This window comes from Pseudomonas sp. KBS0710 (genome assembly GCF_005938045.2).
Classification (GTDB): domain Bacteria; phylum Pseudomonadota; class Gammaproteobacteria; order Pseudomonadales; family Pseudomonadaceae; genus Aquipseudomonas.
This window is the reverse complement of record NZ_VCCF02000001.1, coordinates 6,379,133-6,397,051: the sequence shown is the minus strand read 5'-3', so window position 1 is coordinate 6,397,051 and position 17,919 is coordinate 6,379,133. Positions and strand designations below refer to the sequence as shown.

At 59.9% G+C, this 17,919-nt stretch carries 16 protein-coding genes; 11 read left to right on the top strand and 5 right to left on the bottom strand.

Annotation, left to right across the window (positions count from 1 at the left end; all coding sequences use genetic code 11):
• Window positions 1-142: 142 nt before the first annotated feature.
• Together FFI16_RS29215 and FFI16_RS29210 are read left to right on the top strand one after the other, a co-directional pair.
• A complete protein-coding gene (locus FFI16_RS29215) occupies window positions 143-544 on the top strand; it encodes a lysozyme inhibitor LprI family protein (RefSeq protein ID WP_138813539.1) in 402 nt (133 codons plus the stop codon).
• A gap of 41 nt (window positions 545-585) precedes the next feature.
• Entirely contained in the window at window positions 586-1,002 is a 417-nt protein-coding gene (locus FFI16_RS29210; protein WP_138813538.1) for a DUF3010 family protein, read from the top strand.
• A gap of 113 nt (window positions 1,003-1,115) precedes the next feature.
• On the opposite strand, the gene FFI16_RS29205 is transcribed toward FFI16_RS29210, so the two are convergent.
• Both FFI16_RS29205 and FFI16_RS29200 read right to left on the bottom strand, forming a co-directional pair.
• On the bottom strand, window positions 1,116-2,306 hold the full coding sequence (locus FFI16_RS29205; RefSeq protein WP_138813537.1) for an AAA family ATPase: 1,191 nt from the start codon (window positions 2,304-2,306) through the stop codon (window positions 1,116-1,118).
• Window positions 2,307-2,374: 68 nt separating this feature from the next.
• Window positions 2,375-3,319: a GlxA family transcriptional regulator gene (locus tag FFI16_RS29200; RefSeq protein WP_065929451.1), complete on the bottom strand. Its 945-nt coding sequence runs from the start codon at window positions 3,317-3,319 to the stop codon at window positions 2,375-2,377.
• A gap of 194 nt (window positions 3,320-3,513) precedes the next feature.
• Between FFI16_RS29200 and FFI16_RS29195 the strand changes: the two genes are divergently transcribed.
• The 6 genes from FFI16_RS29195 to FFI16_RS29170 all read left to right on the top strand — a co-directional run bounded on the left by FFI16_RS29195 (window position 3,514) and on the right by FFI16_RS29170 (window position 8,944).
• Window positions 3,514-4,458 (top strand): choline ABC transporter substrate-binding protein, encoded by a 945-nt coding sequence (locus FFI16_RS29195; protein WP_056857774.1) that lies wholly within the window; start codon window positions 3,514-3,516, stop codon window positions 4,456-4,458.
• Between the two features lie 77 nt (window positions 4,459-4,535).
• Window positions 4,536-5,423, top strand: a complete 888-nt coding sequence (locus FFI16_RS29190; protein WP_017139368.1) for a 3-keto-5-aminohexanoate cleavage protein — start codon at window positions 4,536-4,538, stop codon at window positions 5,421-5,423.
• Window positions 5,424-5,569: 146 nt separating this feature from the next.
• Window positions 5,570-6,535, top strand: a complete 966-nt coding sequence (locus FFI16_RS29185; protein ID WP_017476440.1) for an L-carnitine dehydrogenase — start codon at window positions 5,570-5,572, stop codon at window positions 6,533-6,535.
• A gap of 117 nt (window positions 6,536-6,652) precedes the next feature.
• A complete protein-coding gene (locus FFI16_RS29180; protein WP_138813536.1) occupies window positions 6,653-7,129 on the top strand; it encodes a thioesterase family protein in 477 nt (158 codons plus the stop codon).
• Between the two features lie 12 nt (window positions 7,130-7,141).
• Window positions 7,142-8,302 (top strand): gamma-butyrobetaine dioxygenase, encoded by a 1,161-nt coding sequence (locus FFI16_RS29175; RefSeq protein WP_138813535.1) that lies wholly within the window; start codon window positions 7,142-7,144, stop codon window positions 8,300-8,302.
• A gap of 378 nt (window positions 8,303-8,680) precedes the next feature.
• On the top strand, window positions 8,681-8,944 hold the full coding sequence (locus tag FFI16_RS29170) for a hypothetical protein (protein ID WP_017139371.1): 264 nt from the start codon (window positions 8,681-8,683) through the stop codon (window positions 8,942-8,944).
• A 106-nt stretch (window positions 8,945-9,050) separates the two neighbouring features.
• Here the strand turns inward: FFI16_RS29170 and FFI16_RS29165 are convergent, their stop codons facing one another.
• Together FFI16_RS29165 and FFI16_RS29160 are read right to left on the bottom strand one after the other, a co-directional pair.
• Entirely contained in the window at window positions 9,051-10,154 is a 1,104-nt protein-coding gene (locus tag FFI16_RS29165) for a GlxA family transcriptional regulator (RefSeq protein ID WP_138813534.1), read from the bottom strand.
• Between the two features lie 502 nt (window positions 10,155-10,656).
• Window positions 10,657-12,033, bottom strand: a complete 1,377-nt coding sequence (locus FFI16_RS29160; protein ID WP_138813533.1) for an L-serine ammonia-lyase — start codon at window positions 12,031-12,033, stop codon at window positions 10,657-10,659.
• A 406-nt stretch (window positions 12,034-12,439) separates the two neighbouring features.
• Here FFI16_RS29160 and FFI16_RS29155 point away from each other — a divergent pair, with 406 nt between their 5' ends.
• The 3 genes from FFI16_RS29155 to choV all read left to right on the top strand — a co-directional run bounded on the left by FFI16_RS29155 (window position 12,440) and on the right by choV (window position 15,488).
• Window positions 12,440-13,387: a choline ABC transporter substrate-binding protein gene (locus FFI16_RS29155; RefSeq protein ID WP_138813532.1), complete on the top strand. Its 948-nt coding sequence runs from the start codon at window positions 12,440-12,442 to the stop codon at window positions 13,385-13,387.
• A gap of 80 nt (window positions 13,388-13,467) precedes the next feature.
• Window positions 13,468-14,313, top strand: coding sequence for a choline ABC transporter permease subunit (choW, locus tag FFI16_RS29150; RefSeq protein WP_078739495.1), 846 nt, complete (start codon window positions 13,468-13,470; stop codon window positions 14,311-14,313).
• A complete protein-coding gene (gene choV, locus FFI16_RS29145) occupies window positions 14,310-15,488 on the top strand; it encodes a choline ABC transporter ATP-binding protein (protein WP_138813531.1) in 1,179 nt (392 codons plus the stop codon). Before choW ends, choV begins: the two co-directional genes overlap by 4 nt.
• 168 nt (window positions 15,489-15,656) lie before the next feature.
• Here the strand turns inward: choV and FFI16_RS29140 are convergent, their stop codons facing one another.
• The gene (locus tag FFI16_RS29140; protein ID WP_256666310.1) at window positions 15,657-17,591 is read right to left on the bottom strand and encodes a BCCT family transporter; all 1,935 of its coding nucleotides are present in this window, start codon (window positions 17,589-17,591) and stop codon (window positions 15,657-15,659) included.
• Between the last annotated feature and the right edge of the window lie 328 nt (window positions 17,592-17,919).

Genomic DNA, 17,919 nt, shown 5'->3' with positions numbered 1-17,919 from the left:
CAGAGCCGGGTGCAAAAACGACAGGGGAATTGCCGAAAGCGTCAATCAGCGACAAAGGCCTACATGACATCTCTGACGGGTGGCTGTTCTTTGTCCCACGCTTGAGCCAGAATTTGCTCATTACCTGATATGAGACGGCGCAATGAAATCGATTTTCCTGGCTTTGGCACTCATCGCAACCACCGCCCACGCGGCCGAAGACACCGACAGCACGCCTTGCGATGGCATCGAAAACGACAAACAAACCCTGGAATGCGCCACCTACAACAAAACCACCGCCGAGCAATTGCTCAAGGATAACTACCAGGGTTTGCTGGAACGCATGGGTTCGACCTATGGCAGCAACAAGTCGCAACTGGCCGACATTACCGCTCGTCTGAAGGATGCCCAGCAAAAATGGGAGAAACTGCGTGATGCCGATTGCGCGGTGGACACCTTCCCGGCGGTGAATGGCAGCAAGGACTACGCGATTCAACAGAACGACTGCCTGGCGCGAATGAGTGATGAGCGGTCGGAGTTTTTGGAGTCGATTGGGCAGGAATAAGCGACAATCCCGTCACTTTCTCTCTGAAACAAGGCTCTTGCATGACTATCTGCGGCATCGAAATCAAAGGCAGCGAAGCCATCATCGCCGTCGCCTCCCAAGACAACCAGGCGCTGACCCATGTGGCGCTGGCCACCAAGAAAATCGCGCTTGAAGACGACGATGAAGCGGCCAACGTCAAAGCCTTCGCCGCCCAAGTGAAGGCGTTTGTGCAAGAAAACGCCATCACCCGCATCGCGATCAAGAAGCGCAGCAAAAAAGGCGAGTTCGCCGGTGGCCCGACCACGTTCAAGATTGAAGGGGTGTTTCAGTTGCTCGACGGCGTTGAGGTGACATTGCTCTCGCCGCAGACCATCAATGCGCAGAACAAAAAGCACGATTTTGAGCTGCCCTCGACGCTGAACAAGTATCAGCACGAGGCCTACAAGGCAGCGTGCTCGGCCCTGGTAAAAAAATAAGCCACACCACCAATCCCCTGTGGGAGCGGGCTTGCCTGCGATGGCGGTTTGTCAGATAACGCTGTACTGCCTGATCTACCGCTATCGCAGGCAAGCCAGCTCCCACAATTGATTTATGGTGTCTTTGAATTCGCTGTACGGCTTCTGTGCAGCAGCCAATCACCAAAGGATTTGTCTTCCAGGGCATACCCGCCGCGACTCGACTTCCACACCAACTCTTTGTCACGCAAGGCATCAATACAGGCCTGAACGGTCTGGGTGCCCGGCACCACGTCGCTGCCCATGTCTTCCAGTGCCTTGCTGACCGCCGTGAGTGTGCTATCGGTAAACGGCGCAAAGGGCTCGTTGTTCTGCGAACGCTCCACCATCACCGCCAACACAGCACGCTGGGGAATGGTGAGGTTGTTCCACGCGCTCTCAAATTCGGTCCACACGCCGGCACGCAGCAGTTCGGCGCGGCTGTGCAGCAACTGGCCCAGGTTGCTCGCCTCGCCCAACTCAAGCGCCACTTCGCCGATGATGGTACGCAGCATCTCTGGGCGACGGCCCACCAGTTCGAAGGCTTCGTCGATGTCCGCAGCGTTGAACTGATTAGTGCTGGCCAAATGCGCGTTGAGGTGCACGGTGTAGGCCTGGGTAAACTCTTTGCCGAGCAAGGGAAACGGCGTGATGCTGGAGCCGAAGAATGGCTGGCTTTTACCGAGGACCAAATGCGCGAGCTTGTCGCGATTGGAGCCGGTGAACACCAGGCGCAAGCCGCTGCCCTCCTCGTCACGGCCCTGGTTGAGCTGGTCTCGGGCAGCTTTCAACGCGAACATCGCGTTGATGCCCGACTCGGTGGTTAATGCGTGCTGCGCTTCATCAATCACCAGTACGACGGGCTTTTCGGCAGCGCTGTGGAGCAATTCCAAGGCCTGGGTCAACGTTGCACCCACTGGCAATTGAGGCTTGCTGAAGTCCCAGGAGAGCGTACGCAGGAAGCTCAGTTTCTCGATTCCGATGTTCTTGGCCAGCTTGCGGATACCCTTTTCATAGGGCACCAGCGCCGCAGCAATCGCGCTGGCAATCAACTCCGCAGGGTCTTTTTCTTTGTCGGCCCAGAGATCGACATACACCGTCAGCCAGCCCCGCAGCTGGCACTCCGGAATCAAGTCTTCGCGCAAAAAGGTGCTTTTGCCGGTGCGTCGAGGCGCTGCGAGGAACAGGCCTGAAGTGAAATCCTGAATCCCGGCGCCCACCAAGCCATCAGCAATGCTGCGAGCCAGCGTCGGGCGGCGAAACACAAAGCCGCTGTGCTTGGACATGGTTTTATACTCAATTATTGGAAGCACTATAAATTATAGTCGTGAGTATAATTGACTATAATTGCCGGTCAAACCACCTCCCGTCGCCGATCTTCTCTCGGGCACTTGGCAAACCGTGCCCTGTAGCTGCGGGTGAAGTACGACGGCGACTCAAACCCGCACGCAATGCTCACTTCCAGCACGCTCATGTCGCTCTGGCGCAATAGCTGCCGGGCTTTTTCCAGGCGCAGGCCGAGGTAGAAGTTGCTCGGGGTGTCGTTCAGGTGCAGACGGAACAGGCGCTCCAGCTGGCGCCGCGTGACCTTGATGGCCTCGGCCAACGCCAACGTGCTCAGCGGCGGCTCACTGTGTTGTTCCATCTCGCCGATCACCTGCACCAGCTTCTTGTTGTTGATGCCGTAACGCGTGGCGATCTGCATGCGCTGGTGGTCTTTGCGCGGGCGGATGCGCCCGAGTACGAATTGCTCGGAGACCTGGATCGCCAGGTCCGGGCCGTGGGCCTGGGCGATCAGGTCGAGCATCAGGTCGATGGAGGCGGTGCCGCCGGCGCAGGTGATGCGCCGGCGGTCGATTTCGAACAGCTCCTGGGTCACGGTGAGCTGTGGATAAGATTCCTTGAAGGCGTCAATGGCCTCCCAGTGCAGGGTAAGGCGATGGCCGTCGAGCAAGCCGGCCTCAGCCAGCACACAGGCGCCGGTGTCGATGGCGCCGAGGGTCACGCCGTCGTGGTCGAGGCGGCGCAGCCAGTGTTCCAGCGCGGGCGTGGTGAACTTCAAGGGTTCGAAGCCTGCGACCACCATCAGCGTCGCGCCTTTTTTCAGCGGCTCCAGCGCGGCGTCGGCGTTCACCGACATGCCATTGCTCGCCAGCACCGCGCCGCCATCGGCACTCAACACGTGCCAGCGGTACAGCTCGCCGCGAAAGCGGTTGGCCACGCGCAGCGGTTCCAGCGCGGAGATAAAGCCGATGGCCGAGAAGCCCGGCATCAGCAAGAAGTAGAAATCCTGGGACATGGTGGCGCTCTCGTGGGACGGGCAGCGTGCTCACTGTGATACGCCAGTTCAACCGGCCATTCAAGAGCACAGGTCGCTGCAGTGCAAGAGCTGGTCGCCGCCGTGCGTTTTGTCGCCCCAGAAGGTACGTAACTTGGCTGCACGGCGCACAAAGACGCCGGACCCCACAATAACGACCTGCCGAGGGATCCACCATGAACCGACTGATCAGCCGCTGCGTGCTTGCACTCAGCGCCAGCGCCATCTTGAGCACCAATGTACTGGCAGCGGATGCCGCTTCTTGCCAAAACGTGCGCATGGGCGTGGTGAACTGGACCGACGTAATCGCCACCAGCGCCATGACCCAAGTGTTGCTCGACGGCCTCGGCTACAAGACCAAACAAACCAGCGCCTCCCAGCAAATCATCTTCGCCGGTATTCGTGACCAGCGCCTGGATATGTTCCTGGGCTACTGGAACCCGCTGATGACCCAGACCATCACGCCGTTTGTCGACGCCAAGCAAGTCAAAGTCCTCGACAAACCGAGCCTGGAAGATGCGCGCGCCACCCTCGCCGTGCCAACTTACCTGGCGGATAAAGGCCTGAAAACCTTCGCTGACATTGCCAAGTTTGAAAAAGAACTGGGCGGCAAGATCTACGGCATCGAGCCAGGCTCGGGCGCCAACACCCAGATCAAGGCGATGATCGCCAAGAACCAGTTCGGCCTCGGCAAGTTCCAGTTGGTGGAGTCCAGTGAAGCCGGGATGCTCGCCGCCGTCGACCGCGCCGTGCGCCGCAAAGAGGCCGTGGTGTTCTTCGGCTGGGCGCCGCACCCAATGAACGTCAATGTCGCCATGACTTACCTCACCGGCAGCGACGACGCCCTGGGCCCGAACGAAGGCATGGCCACGGTGTGGAGCGTCACTTCGCCGACCTACGCCGAGCAGTGCCCCAACGTGCACAAACTGCTGACCAACCTGACCTTCACCGCCGCCGACGAGAGCCGAATGATGCAGCCGTTGCTGGATCACAAAGACGCCCTCGAGTCTGCCAGGCAGTGGCTCAAGGACCACCCGCAAGACCAGCAGCGCTGGCTCGAAGGCGTGACCACCTTCGACGGCAAGCCGGCTGCGGCCAACTTGCAACTGACCAGCAAATAACCTGATTCGCATCACCGTATCGCAGCCGCTGTTGGCTGCGAACGGCATCACTACGCCCGCCTGTAAGGAACCGCCTCATGAACCACGACGTCATCATCACCTGCGCACTCACCGGTGCTGGCGACACGACCAGCCGCAGCCCGCACGTGCCGGTCACTCCCAAACAAATCGCCGCAGCTGCGGTGGAAGCCGCCAAGGCCGGTGCCACAGTAGTGCACTGCCATGTGCGTGACCCGCAAACCGGCAAGTTCAGCCGCGACGTGGCGCTGTACCGCGAAGTGATGGAGCGCATACGCGAGGCCGACATCGACATCATCGTCAACCTCACCGCCGGCATGGGCGGCGACCTGGAAATCGGCGGCGGCGAGAACCCGATGGAGTTCGGCCCCAACACCGACCTGGTCGGCCCGCTGACGCGCCTGGCCCACGTCGAGGAGCTGCTGCCGGAGATCTGCACCCTGGACTGCGGCACGCTCAACTTTGGCGATGGCGACACCATTTACGTCTCTACTCCGGCGCAGCTGCGGGCGGGCGCCAAGCGCATTCAAGAGCTGGGCGTAAAGGCCGAGCTGGAAATTTTCGACACCGGCCACCTGTGGTTTGCCAAGCAGATGATCAAGGAAGGCTTGCTCGATAACCCGCTGTTCCAGCTGTGCCTGGGCATCCCATGGGGCGCACCGGCCGACACCACCACCATGAAAGCCATGGTCGACAACCTGCCTGCCGACGCCGTATGGGCCGGTTTCGGTATCGGCCGAATGCAAATGCCGATGGCGGCGCAAGCAGTGCTGCTGGGCGGCAACGTGCGGGTCGGCCTGGAAGACAACCTGTGGCTGGACAAAGGCGTGCTCGCCACCAATGGCCAGCTTGTGGAACGCGCCAGTGAAATCCTCAGCCGCCTGGGCGCCCGGGTCATGACCCCGGCGGAAGGCCGAATCAAGATGGGCCTGACCAAGCGCGGCTAACCCCCTGCCGAAACCGGATCAAAAATGTGGGAGCGGGCTTGCTCGCGAATGCGGTGAATCAGCCACCGAATGCATCAACTGACACACCGCATTCGTGAGCAAGCCCGCTCCCACAGGGTTCTTCACATTATTCAGGGATTGTCGACATGAGCTTTATCACCGAAATCAAAACCTTCGCCGCCCTCGGCAGCGGTGTTATCGGCAGCGGCTGGGTGTCCCGCGCCCTCGCCCACGGCCTGGATGTAGTCGCCTGGGACCCGGCGCCCGGCGCTGAAGCAGCGCTGCGCAAACGTGTCGCCAACGCTTGGGGCGCCTTGGAGAAACAAGGCCTGGCGCCGGGTGCCTCCCAGGACCGCCTGCGCTTTGTCGCCACCATTGAAGAATGCGTGAAAGACGCCGACTTCATTCAGGAAAGCGCCCCGGAACGCCTGGAGTTGAAGCTGGAATTGCACAGCAAGATCAGCGCAGCCGCCAAGCCGAATGCACTGATCGGCTCCAGCACCTCGGGCTTGCTTCCGAGTGAGTTCTACGAAGGTTCGACCCACCCGGAGCGCTGCGTGGTCGGCCACCCGTTCAACCCGGTTTACCTGCTGCCGCTGGTGGAAGTGGTGGGCGGCAAAAACACCGCGCCGGAGGCGATTCAGGCAGCGATCAAAGTGTATGAATCCCTCGGCATGCGCCCGCTGCATGTGCGTAAGGAAGTGCCAGGCTTTATCGCCGACCGTTTGCTCGAAGCGCTGTGGCGTGAGGCGTTGCACCTGGTCAATGATGGCGTGGCGACCACCGGTGAAATCGACGATGCGATTCGTTTTGGCGCCGGTTTGCGCTGGTCGTTCATGGGCACATTCCTGACTTACACCCTCGCGGGCGGCGATGCCGGCATGCGCCACTTCATGGCTCAGTTTGGCCCGGCGCTGCAGCTGCCGTGGACCTATTTGCCGGCGCCGGAGCTGACCGACAAGTTGATTGATGATGTGGTCGATGGCACCAGTGATCAGTTGGGTAAACACAGCATTTCGGCGCTGGAGCGCTATCGTGATGATTGCCTGCTGGCGGTGCTTGAGGCGGTGAAGACTACCAAGGAAAAACACGGTATGACTTTCGCTGAATAACCAATGTTGATCTCTGTGGGAGCTGGCTTGCCTGCGATAGCAATGGTGAATCTTGCATCGCCATCGCAGGCAAGCCAGCTCCCACAATTGACCGAGTATATTTTCGGAATCCACACCATGCCTGCGCTCACGACTTACACCACTCACATCCAGCCCGACTGGGTCGATTACAACGGCCACCTGCGTGATGCGTTCTACCTGCTGATCTTCAGCTACGCCACCGACGCGCTGATGGACACCCTCGGGCTGGACAGCGAAAACCGCGAAGCCAGCGGCCACTCACTGTTCACCCTGGAACTGCACCTCAACTACCTGCACGAAGTGAAACTCGGCGCCGAGGTGGAGGTGCATACGCAACTGATCGCCCATGATGCCAAGCGTCTGCACCTCTATCACAGCCTGCATCTGGTGGGCGATGCGAAGGAACTAGCCGGCAACGAGCAAATGCTGCTGCACGTCGATCTGGCCGGGCCGCATTCGGCGCCGTTTACCGAGGCCACGCTGGACAAACTCATCGCCATCAGTGCCGAACAGGCCGACCTGCCCCGCCCGGTACTGCTTGGTCGAGTGATTGGATTACCGTCTAAAAAATAACAAGGAGCGCACATGCAAACCGCCGCCGCTGTTGCCGATTTCCGTATTTACCCGAAGATCTGCGACCTCGCCGAGGCGCAGGTGCTGGACGAACAGATTCGCGTGCGGTGGGCCGATGGGCGGGTCAGCCCGTTCCATCATCAGTGGCTGCGCGATAACTGCCCGTGCAGCGAATGCGTGTACAGCGTGACCCGCGAGCAGGTGCTGGAGATTGTCGATGTGGACGAGCATCTGCGCGCCGTCAGTGCGCGTATCGATCAGGGCTTTCTGAGCGTGGAGTGGCACGGCGGCCATCGCAGCCAGTACGACCCTGGCTGGTTGCGCGCCCACGCCTATGACGATCAATCGCGCGCCGAACGCCGTGCGGCCAAACCCAAGCCGCAACTGTGGGACAGCACCTTCGAACTGCCCCTGTTTGAATACTCTGCGGTGATGGAAGACTCCAACACCCTGCTGCAATGGCTGTTGGCCGTGCGTGACTGCGGCCTTACGCAGATCCGTGGCGTGCCCACCGAGCCGGGCTCTCTGGCGTTGATCGCCAAGCGCATTTCATTTATTCGCGAGAGCAACTTCGGCGTGCTGTTCAACGTGCAATCCAAGGCCGATGCCGACAGCAATGCCTACACCGCTTTCAACCTGCCGCTGCACAGTGATTTGCCGACACGGGAGCTGCAACCGGGGCTGCAGTTTCTGCATTGCCTGGTGAATGATGCCGACGGTGGCGAGAGTATTTTTGTCGATGGGTTTGCCATCGCTCAGGCGCTGCGCTGCGAAGACCCCGAGGCGTTTCGCGCGCTGTGTGAAATCCCCGTGGAGTTTCGCAATAAAGACCGTCATAGCGACTATCGCCGCCTGGCACCGATCATTGCGCTGGATGCCTTGGGCGATGTGGCAGAGATTCGCATGGCCAACTTTTTGCGTGGGCCATTTGAGGCCAGCGTGGAGCAGATGCCGTTGTTGTATCGGGCGTATCGGCGCTTTATTGCGATGACGCGTGAGGATCGTTTTCGGCTGGTCAAGCGTCTGAATCCGGGTGAACTGTGGTGCTTCGATAACCGCCGCACGTTGCATGCGCGCAATGCATTTGATCCGGCTTCGGGAGCGCGGCATTTTCAGGGTTGTTACATTGATCGGGATGAGTTGTTGTCCAGGATACTGGTGTTGCAAAGGTAGACCGAGGCGCCTGCATTCGCGAGCAAGCCCGCTCCCACATTTGACCCCATTTCAAAGGTAAAACTCGGTCAAGTGTGGGAGCGGGCTTGCTCGCGAAGAGGCCAGCACAGCCACCACAAATCCCAGCCAAAAAAAAGCCCCGGGCCAGCCGTGACTGGATCGGAGCAGAGTGTTTGGTGTGAGCGTGACATCCCGAGGGTGACCAAACCTTCAAGGTGCGTGCCTGGCCTTCAGTGTGCCTATTACTGCAATCGGTAAATGACCCGAAAACGACCTGTTCATAGCCATCTGAGCCATTCGCCGATTCTGCCCTTGCCGACCGGCCGAGGGCCTACCAGAATCCCAATCAATCCCGCTCCCTACACCAGGATAAACGTCATGATGCACGCGGACTTGATTGACCAGGATGACCTGCTGAGCCAACTGCGCTCGCTGGGTTTTGAGGTATCCAGCGGCGCCAGCGCCGAACAGGCTTGCGAGTGTGCGGTGCGCGGTTTGAGCGCTGCGCGGGCCAAGGCGCTCAAGGGCATGGTGGAGCAGATGTACACCGGCAGCGCGACGATCTTGCCGGCGGTGCGCCAGGCGATCGACAAGCAGTTGTTGCCGGCTTTGGTGCAGTTCAAGCAGAGCTCTGGTGCCTGATAGATCGCATTCGCGAGCAAGCCCGCTCCCACATTTGACTGCATTTCAAAGATGGAACTCGGTCAAATGTGGGAGCGGGCTTGCTCGCGAATGAAGGCGACTCGGTCTAAAGCCTTACACTCGCGAAAGTCGACTCGTTCCGAGCCTGGCTCAACGCCGACATCGGCCCCGACAACGGTGACAGCACCAGCGCCTGCGGAATCGGCATCATCGCCACCTGCTGGGTGGTGTTGGAACCTACGCGCTCATCCCGTGGCGGAATGCCGAAGTATTCGCGGTAGCACTTGGAGAAGTGCGGCGTGGACACAAACCCGCACACCGACGCCACTTCGATGATCGACATCGGCGTTTGCTTGAGCAACTGCCGCGCACGGATCAGGCGCAGCTTGAGGTAGTAACGCGACGGCGAGCAATGCAGGTATTTCTGGAACAGCCGCTCCAGCTGGCGGCGCGACACGGCGACGTAGACCGCCAGCTCATCCAGGTCGATCGGCTCCTCGAGGTTGGCTTCCATCAGCGCAACGATTTCCTGCAGCTTCGGCTGGTTGGTGCCGAGCATGTGCTTGAGCGGCACACGCTGGTGATCCTGTTCATTGCGGATGCGTTCGTACACAAACATCTCGGAGATGGCGGCCGACAATTCACGGCCGTGGTCGCGGCTGATCAGGTGCAGCATCATGTCCAGCGGCGCAGTGCCGCCCGAGCTGGTGAAGCGGTTACGGTCGAGGGTGAACAGGCGCGTGCTCATGGCCACACGCGGGAAGGCTTCCTGCATCGAGGCCAGGCATTCCCAATGTACGCTGCAATCAAAGCCATCGAGCAAACCGGCGCAAGCCAGGGCCCAACTGCCGGTGCAGACCGCGCCAAGACGGCGCGACTGACGCGCCTGGGCTTGCAGCCACGACACATGTTCACGGGTTACGGTGCGCTGGATACCCACGCCGCCGCAAACAATGATGGTGTCCAGGGCCGGGGCTTTGTGCATGGAGGCATCGGGGGTGATTTGCAGACCGTCGCTGGCCCACACCTGGTTTCCGTCGACACTCAGGGTTGTCCAGCGATACAACTCGCGGCCGGACAGCTGGTTGGCCATGCGCAGCGGTTCCACTGCCGAAGCCAGGGAAATCAGCGTGAAATTGTCCAGCAGCAAAAAGCCGATGGATTGAGGCGCACGGTTCTGGGGTTGGGCCCCGGAGTTGAACGACGTCATCGCGGTATCTCCTCACACAAAGCGGGTGATGGCCTCAGGCGAGGCTCTTGTTATTGCGCTCGTCTCCAGCAAGAAGCGAGGCTTTAAATGGATAGAGCAAATGCCATGCCTAAAATTGAATGGCCGTCCAATAACTCCTAAAAACGACCTGATGACGCGTCTATATAAGCCCGCGCGGGGAGTGCGGGATATGCCCGGAAATGGACGTCAGACCGGCCCTGCTCAAGGGGTGTGAGCAGATCGGTAGCACTTGTGGGAAGGCGCTTTGCGGGTGTGGGAAAGGTCTGTCACCGCACGCACAGGTGACGGGTGGGAAGGCGCGGGATCGTTCGCAAGCTACTTATCTATTTGCGACGCGCTAAAAGGTGGCGCTTTTGGATCCGGGTGTTCACTTTATGCGCAGTGGTGGCTGCACAACCGCTATCGCAGGCAAGCCAGCTCCCACAGGAGAATGCATTCCAAATGTGGGAGCTGGCTTGCCTGCGATGGCGGCATTACTGAATCAGCACTCCACGGCACTCACCGCCAAGCCACCCCGCGAAGTCTCTTTGTACTTGTCATGCATATCCGCGCCGGTATCGCGCATGGTGCGGATTACCCGGTCCAGGGAAATAAAGTGCTGGCCATCACCGCGCAGCGCCATCTGCGCCGCATTGATCGCCTTCACCGCCGCGATCGCATTACGCTCGATGCACGGCACTTGCACCAGCCCGCCGACCGGGTCGCAGGTCAGGCCGAGGTTATGTTCCAGGCCGATTTCGGCGGCGTTGCACAGTTGCTCCGGCGTGGCGCCGAGGATCTCGGCCAGTCCCGCAGCAGCCATGGCGCAGGCTGAACCGACCTCGCCCTGGCAGCCGACTTCGGCGCCGGAAATCGAGGCGTTCTTCTTGCACAGAATCCCGACCGCCGCAGCCCCGAGCAAATAGTCGACCACGTTGGCCTCGGTGACCTCTTCGCTGAACTTCATAAAGTAGTGCAGCACTGCCGGAATAATCCCCGCTGCGCCATTGGTGGGCGCGGTGACCATGCGCCCACCGGCGGCGTTTTCTTCATTGACCGCCAAGGCGAACAGGTTGACCCATTCCATGGCGCTCAAGGTTGAGCCGATCACATTCGGTTTGCCCAGTTCCTGCAAACTGCGGTGCAGTTTGGCCGCGCGACGACGCACATTCAGGCCGCCGGGCAGGATGCCTTCGTGCTTGAGGCCCTGCTCCACGCAGTCCTGCATGGCGCGCCAGAGTTTCATCAGGCCGCTGCGGATTTCTTCTTCGCTGCGCCAGGTTTTTTCGTTGGCCAACATCAATTCGGCAACACGCAGGTTGTGGGTCTTGCACAGCTGCAACAGCTCCACCGCGCTGGAAAAATCATACGGCAGCTCGGTGCGGTCCATGTCCGCCACGCCGCTTTGCGCCTGGGCCTCATCCACCACAAAACCGCCGCCGACCGAATAGTAGGTGTCGCGGTGCAGTTCGCCCTCATCGCCGAACACCACCAGGGTCATGGCGTTGGGGTGGAATGGCAGGTTTTCGTCGAGCAGGCGCATGTCGCGCGCCCAGATAAACGGCACCGGCAAACGCCCGTCGAGCAACAGCGTGTCGGTCTCGCGCAGGGTGTGGATACGCAGGCCGATTTGCGACGGGTCAATTGCGTCCGGCCATTCGCCCATCAAGCCCATGATGGTAGCGGTGTCGCTGCCGTGGCCGATGCCGGTGGCCGACAACGAGCCATAGAGCTGAACTTCGACGCGACGCACTTGTTCCAACATTCCACGTTCACGCAAGTGCTGAACGAACAACGCCGCGGCGCGCATGGGGCCGACGGTGTGAGAACTCGAAGGCCCGATGCCGATCTTGAACAGGTCGAAAACACTGATAGCCATTGCCGTGAAACTCCTCGATGGGCACGGGCGACCTGCTACGCTGAACTCGCCCGAATAGCGGCATCATCAAGCTTTTGTTGCCCCTCACGGCGTCTCACACCGACGTAACCATGCTCAGCAGCGCCGCCCTTGCACGAACGGGCGTTTTGGCCGTTTTTAGCGGTGCAGATCGCTTGAAACAGCAGTTTTGCCGTTGAAAAAATCTGTAAGCGACGTCACCGACACTGGATACGACCATCCCTGTACTGGATACGACGCCCCCTGTAGGCGTCAGATTTTCACTGGTACATGATCAGTCTCGACTCGTTTGCAAGGCACCGTGCCGTCAGCTTGAAGCACGCCCCAACCGCAACACTTATAAAGCGCGGCAAATGCCGCCAGAAAAAAGACACAGGAGTCTACCCAGATGAAAGGTTCACCCTCGTTGTTGTTGGCCGCCATGTTGAGTCTGCCAGCCCTGGCGCACGCTGCAGAACCGGCACAATGTCAGACCGTCAATTTCTCCGATGTCGGCTGGACCGACATCACCGTCACCACCGCAACCACCAGTGAAGTGCTCAAGGGCTTGGGCTACAAGCCACGCACCACGATGATCTCGGTACCGGTGACCTACAAGTCGCTGGCCGACGGCAAGAACATGGACATCTTCCTCGGCAACTGGATGCCGACCATGGAAAACGACATCAAGCAGTACCGTGATGCCGGCACCGTGGAAACCGTGCGCGCCAACCTGGAAAACGCCAAGTACACCCTGGCCGTACCCGAGGCGCTGTATAACAAGGGCCTGAAAGACTTCGCCGATATCGTCAAATTCAAGGATGAGCTGGGCGGCAAGATCTACGGCATCGAGCCGGGTAACGACGGCAACCGCACCATTCAAACCCTGATCGACAAAGACGCCTTCGGCCTGAAAACCGCAGGTTTCAAAGTGGTGGAGTCCAGCGAAGCCGGGATGCTCTCGCAAGTGGAACGCGCCACCAAGCGCGACCAGGCCATCGTGTTCCTGGGCTGGGAACCGCACCCGATGAACACCCGCTTCAAGATGAAGTACCTGACCGGCGGTGACGATTCGTTCGGCCCCAACTACGGCCAGGCCACCATCTACACCAACGTTCGCAAGGGCTACACCCAGGAATGCAGCAACGTCGGTCAGTTGCTGAAAAACCTGTCGTTCACCCTGAACATGGAAAGCACCCTGATGGGTAAAGTCCTGGACGACAAACAAAAACCCGATGCAGCCGCCAAAGCCTGGCTCAAAGCCAACCCGCAAGTGCTCGACACCTGGCTCGCCGGTGTGACCACCGTTGATGGCAAACCAGGGCTGGACGCCGTTAAAGCTTACCTCGCCAAGTAATTAACCCGGCAACACCGCTGACCCCAGGCCGGTGCGCTGGCCTGGGATGTTTTCCCCTTCGCATGTGGACATTCACTACCATGCTGACTGAACATAAAATCCCACTAGGCCAGTACATCGCTGCCTTCGTCGAATGGTTGACCCAACATGGCGCCAACTACTTCGACGCAATCGCATCGACCCTGGAAACGATGATCCACGGCGTGACGTTCGCGCTGACCTGGTTCAATCCGCTGGCATTGATCGGTCTGATTGCGCTGCTGGCTCACTTTATTCAACGCAAATGGGGCCTGACGGTTTTTGTCATTGCCTCCTTCCTGCTGATCCTCAACCTGGGGTACTGGCAGGAAACCATGGAAACCCTCGCCCAGGTGTTGTTCGCCACCCTAGTCTGCGTGGTCATCGGTGTGCCGCTGGGCATTGTTGCCGCACACAAACCGCTGTTCTACACCATGATGCGGCCGGTGCTCGATCTGATGCAGACCGTACCGACCTTCGTCTACCTCATCCCTACCCTGACCCTCTTCGGGCTGGGTGTGGTGCCTGGCTTGATCTCCACGGTGGTGTTCGCGATTGCCGCGCCTATCCGCCTGACCTACCTGGGTATCCGCGATGTACCGCAAGAGTTGATGGACGCCGGCAAGGCCTTTGGCTGCTCGCGCCGTCAGTTGCTCTCACGCATTGAACTGCCCCACGCCATGCCGAGCATTGCCGCCGGCATTACCCAATGCATCATGCTGTCGTTGTCGATGGTGGTGATCGCGGCCCTGGTGGGCGCCGACGGCCTCGGCAAGCCGGTGGTCAACGCACTCAACACCGCCGACATCGCCCTGGGCTTTGAAGCCGGCCTGGCAATCGTATTGCTGGCCATCATGCTCGACCGCATCTGCAAACAACCCGACGCCAAAGTAGGGGGTGATGCATGAGCATTATCCGATTCGACAATGTCGACGTGATCTTCTCCAAAGACCCACGCGAAGCGCTCAAGCTGCTGGACCAGGGCATGAGCCGTAACGAGATCCTGAAAAAGACCGGGCAGATCGTCGGCGTAGAAAAAGCCAGCCTGGACATTGAAAAAGGCGAGATCTGCGTGCTGATGGGCCTGTCCGGCTCCGGCAAATCAAGCCTGCTGCGCTGCATCAACGGCCTCAACACCGTGAGCCGTGGCCAGCTGTTTGTGGAGCATGAAGGTCGCCAGATCGACATTGCTTCGTGCACACCGGCCGAGCTGAAAATGATGCGCACCAAGCGCATTGCCATGGTGTTCCAGAAGTTCGCGCTGATGCCGTGGCTGACGGTGCGCGAGAACATCAGCTTTGGCCTTGAGATGCAGGGCCGCCCGGAGAAAGAACGGCGCGCGCTGGTGGATGAAAAACTCGAGCTGGTGGGCCTGGCCCAATGGCGTAACAAGAAGCCCGACGAACTGTCCGGCGGCATGCAGCAGCGCGTCGGCCTGGCCCGCGCGCTGGCCATGGACGCCGATATCCTGCTGATGGACGAACCCTTCTCGGCCCTCGACCCGCTGATCCGCCAGGGCCTGCAAGATGAGTTGCTGGAGCTGCAACGCAAGCTGAGCAAGACCATCGTGTTCGTGAGCCACGACCTCGATGAGGCACTGAAACTGGGCAGCCGCATCGCGATCATGAAAGACGGCAAGATCATCCAGTACAGCGTGCCGGAAGAGATCGTGCTGAACCCGGCGGATGACTATGTGCGCACCTTCGTCGCCCATACCAACCCGCTGAACGTGCTGTGCGGCCGCAGCCTGATGCGCACCGTAGAGAACTGCACCCACGTCAACGGTTCCATCAGCCTGGACCCGGGCGGCGACTCGTGGCTGGACCTGGCCGAAGGCAATGTGATCAAGGGCGCACGCCAGAACGGCACGCCGTTGAGCCTGCAGAACTGGGCGCCGGGGCAACCGGTGGAAGGTTTGGGCCGGGTACCGACGCTGGTGGATTCCAATATCGGCATGCGCGACGCGTTGCAGATCCGGTATCACACGGGGAACAAGCTGGTGTTGCATAACAACAACCAGGTGGTGGGGATTCTGGGGGATAGCGAGCTGTACCATGCCCTGCTGGGCAAGAACCTGGGCTAGTCGGCACCGCAAAACAAATGTGGGAGCGGGCTTGCTCGCGAATGCGGTGTGTCAGTCAGCACATCTGCCACTGATACACCGCATTCGCGAGCAAGCCCGCTCCCACAGTTTGATCTGTTTACACATAATAAAAAGCGGCGCCAGTGACGGCGCCGCTCGGCTCAACTATCAGCTATAGACACGGCCAAGGAGCTGCCGATGGCTTTCAAACTGATCGAGCACGTCCCGAGTGATCTGTTCCTGGGCAAAGCCCATCAGGTCGTATTCCTGAGGTCCGTTGTGCAGGTAGACCTCGGCCCGGTAGTAACGGGTGCGCTCTTCCTCGGGCAGGTCGCTCGGTGCCGACGAGTAAGCATCCAGGCTCACTTCATAGACAAACGGGTTGCCCTCTTCCATCTCGATGCGCACACCGATGCAACGCTTGGATTTCCCCAGCAGCGTCTGCACTTCCAGCCCTTGATCGCGCAGCGCACTCGCCGCTTCTTCCAACGCAGGCGTGACGTGCTTGTCCATAAAGCGCTGCACAGTGCCCTGGCTCGGTTGCAGGTCCAACGCGGTCAAACGCTCGCTGAAACCACGACGACCACGCTCGGCCAATTGCGCCTGCTCCTGTTCGATGGCCACATCCTGGCGCATCGCCTTGTGCAAACCGAACATAAACAGAATCAGCACCACCGAGAACGGCAGCCCCGCCAGCACCACCATGGTTTGCATGGCTTCGAAGTTGCCGGCAAACAGCAGGCCGATGGTCACCAGGGTGATCACCACCGACCAGAAGATCCGCAGCCAGTGCGGCGCATCTTCATCCACATTGCCGCCTTTGCACGAAAGATTGGCCATCATCACCGCGCCGGAATCCGCCGGGGTCAGGAACAGCACAAAGCCCACGAAGATCGATACGCCAATGACGATTTTCGACGCCGGGTAATGCTCAAGCAGTTGGTAGATGGCCATGGACGGTTGCTCCAGCGCCGTCTTGCCCAACTCCACCGCACCGTGGTTCAGCACCAGATCCAGCGCCGAGTTACCGAAGATCGACAACCACGCCAGGGTGAAGCCCAGCGGAATCAGCAGCACGCCGGCCACCAGTTCACGCACCGTGCGACCACGCGAGATACGCGCGATAAACATGCCTACAAATGGCGCCCAGGAAATCCACCAGGCCCAGTAGAACAGGGTCCACAGGCCCATCCAGCGCTCGGTCTTGTCGGCGTCGCCTTCGTACACGTACAGGTCGAAGGTTTTCAGGATAATGCCGTTGAGGTAGTCACCGGTGTTCTGCACCAGGCCATTGAGCAGGTGCAGGGTCGGGCCAAACAACAGCACAAAGATCAGCAAGCCGCTGAACAGCACGATGTTGAGGTTGGACAGGCGACGAATGCCGTTTTCCACACCCGACACGGCTGCGATAGTCGCCACGGTGCTCATCACGATGATCACGATCAGCAGGTTGGTGTTGCTGTGCTGCATGCCGAACAGGTTTTCAAGCCCCGACGACACCTGCATCGAACCAATCCCCAGGTTCGTCACCAGGCCCAGCAGGGTCACGAACATGCCGAAGCCGTCCACCGCGTGGCCGGCCGCGCCTTTGACCCAACGCTCGCCCACCAGTGGGTACAGCGCCGAACGCAAGGCCAGCGGCTGGTTATGACGGTAGGCGAAGTACGCCACGGCCAGGCCGACCAGCGCATAGATCGCCCAGCCGTGCAGGCCCCAGTGCAGGAACGTCAACTGCAACGCCTGGCGGGCTGCGCCATTGCTGGCGGCGGCGCCTTCGGGCGGGTTGAAGTAGTGGTCCAAAGGCTCGGAAGCCCCGAAGTACAGCAGCGAGATGCCGATGCCCGACGAGAACAGCATGCCGGCCCAGGCGCCGTAGCTGAAGTCCGGGGTGTCGTCCTTGCTGCCCAGTTTCAATTTACCGTAGGACGAAAACGCCAGGCCGACCACAAACACCAGGTAGGCCGCGATGACCACCATGTAATACCAGCCGAAGCTTTTCGACAGCCACGCCTGGGCGATGCCGAGCATGCGCCCGGCCTCCTGCGGGGCGATGATCAAAATGGCGGTCAACAACAGAATGAGCGCGGTGGAGGTGTAGAACACCCAACCGTTGACCCTGACCTTTTCCGGCGGGGTCTTTATAAGAGAGGCAGAACTCATGGCGCAGATGCTCCGGGCAGTGCGAGAGAGAAACACAAGGCAACGGTTATCCCGGGACATCGATTTTTCGGCAGTCGACGGACGGGTGTTATAAAGACACCCCGAAAATTCTTGAGCCACGCCGAGGCAGTGGCCAGGCCCTGATACGGCCTGTTTCAAGGGTTTTTGCAGGTGTCAGAGGACGTTGCTCACAGATAGGAAAAATCTGTAGGCAGCGACCATTTGTCGCAGATCTTATTCTTTGTTGATTGAACGTTCAATCAAAACAAAA

Excerpts from the sequence above, each read along its gene's own strand:
- FFI16_RS29215 (WP_138813539.1), top strand. The coding sequence starts at position 143 with ATGAAATCGATTTTCCTGGCTTTGGCACTCATCGCAACCACCGCCCAC.
- FFI16_RS29210 (WP_138813538.1), top strand. The coding sequence starts at position 586 with ATGACTATCTGCGGCATCGAAATCAAAGGCAGCGAAGCCATCATCGCC.
- FFI16_RS29205 (WP_138813537.1), bottom strand. The coding sequence starts at position 2,306 with ATGTCCAAGCACAGCGGCTTTGTGTTTCGCCGCCCGACGCTGGCTCGC.
- FFI16_RS29200 (WP_065929451.1), bottom strand. The coding sequence starts at position 3,319 with ATGTCCCAGGATTTCTACTTCTTGCTGATGCCGGGCTTCTCGGCCATC.
- FFI16_RS29195 (WP_056857774.1), top strand. The coding sequence starts at position 3,514 with ATGAACCGACTGATCAGCCGCTGCGTGCTTGCACTCAGCGCCAGCGCC.
- FFI16_RS29190 (WP_017139368.1), top strand. The coding sequence starts at position 4,536 with ATGAACCACGACGTCATCATCACCTGCGCACTCACCGGTGCTGGCGAC.
- FFI16_RS29185 (WP_017476440.1), top strand. The coding sequence starts at position 5,570 with ATGAGCTTTATCACCGAAATCAAAACCTTCGCCGCCCTCGGCAGCGGT.
- FFI16_RS29180 (WP_138813536.1), top strand. The coding sequence starts at position 6,653 with ATGCCTGCGCTCACGACTTACACCACTCACATCCAGCCCGACTGGGTC.
- FFI16_RS29175 (WP_138813535.1), top strand. The coding sequence starts at position 7,142 with ATGCAAACCGCCGCCGCTGTTGCCGATTTCCGTATTTACCCGAAGATC.
- FFI16_RS29170 (WP_017139371.1), top strand. The coding sequence starts at position 8,681 with ATGATGCACGCGGACTTGATTGACCAGGATGACCTGCTGAGCCAACTG.
- FFI16_RS29165 (WP_138813534.1), bottom strand. The coding sequence starts at position 10,154 with ATGACGTCGTTCAACTCCGGGGCCCAACCCCAGAACCGTGCGCCTCAA.
- FFI16_RS29160 (WP_138813533.1), bottom strand. The coding sequence starts at position 12,033 with ATGGCTATCAGTGTTTTCGACCTGTTCAAGATCGGCATCGGGCCTTCG.
- FFI16_RS29155 (WP_138813532.1), top strand. The coding sequence starts at position 12,440 with ATGAAAGGTTCACCCTCGTTGTTGTTGGCCGCCATGTTGAGTCTGCCA.
- choW (WP_078739495.1), top strand. The coding sequence starts at position 13,468 with ATGCTGACTGAACATAAAATCCCACTAGGCCAGTACATCGCTGCCTTC.
- choV (WP_138813531.1), top strand. The coding sequence starts at position 14,310 with ATGAGCATTATCCGATTCGACAATGTCGACGTGATCTTCTCCAAAGAC.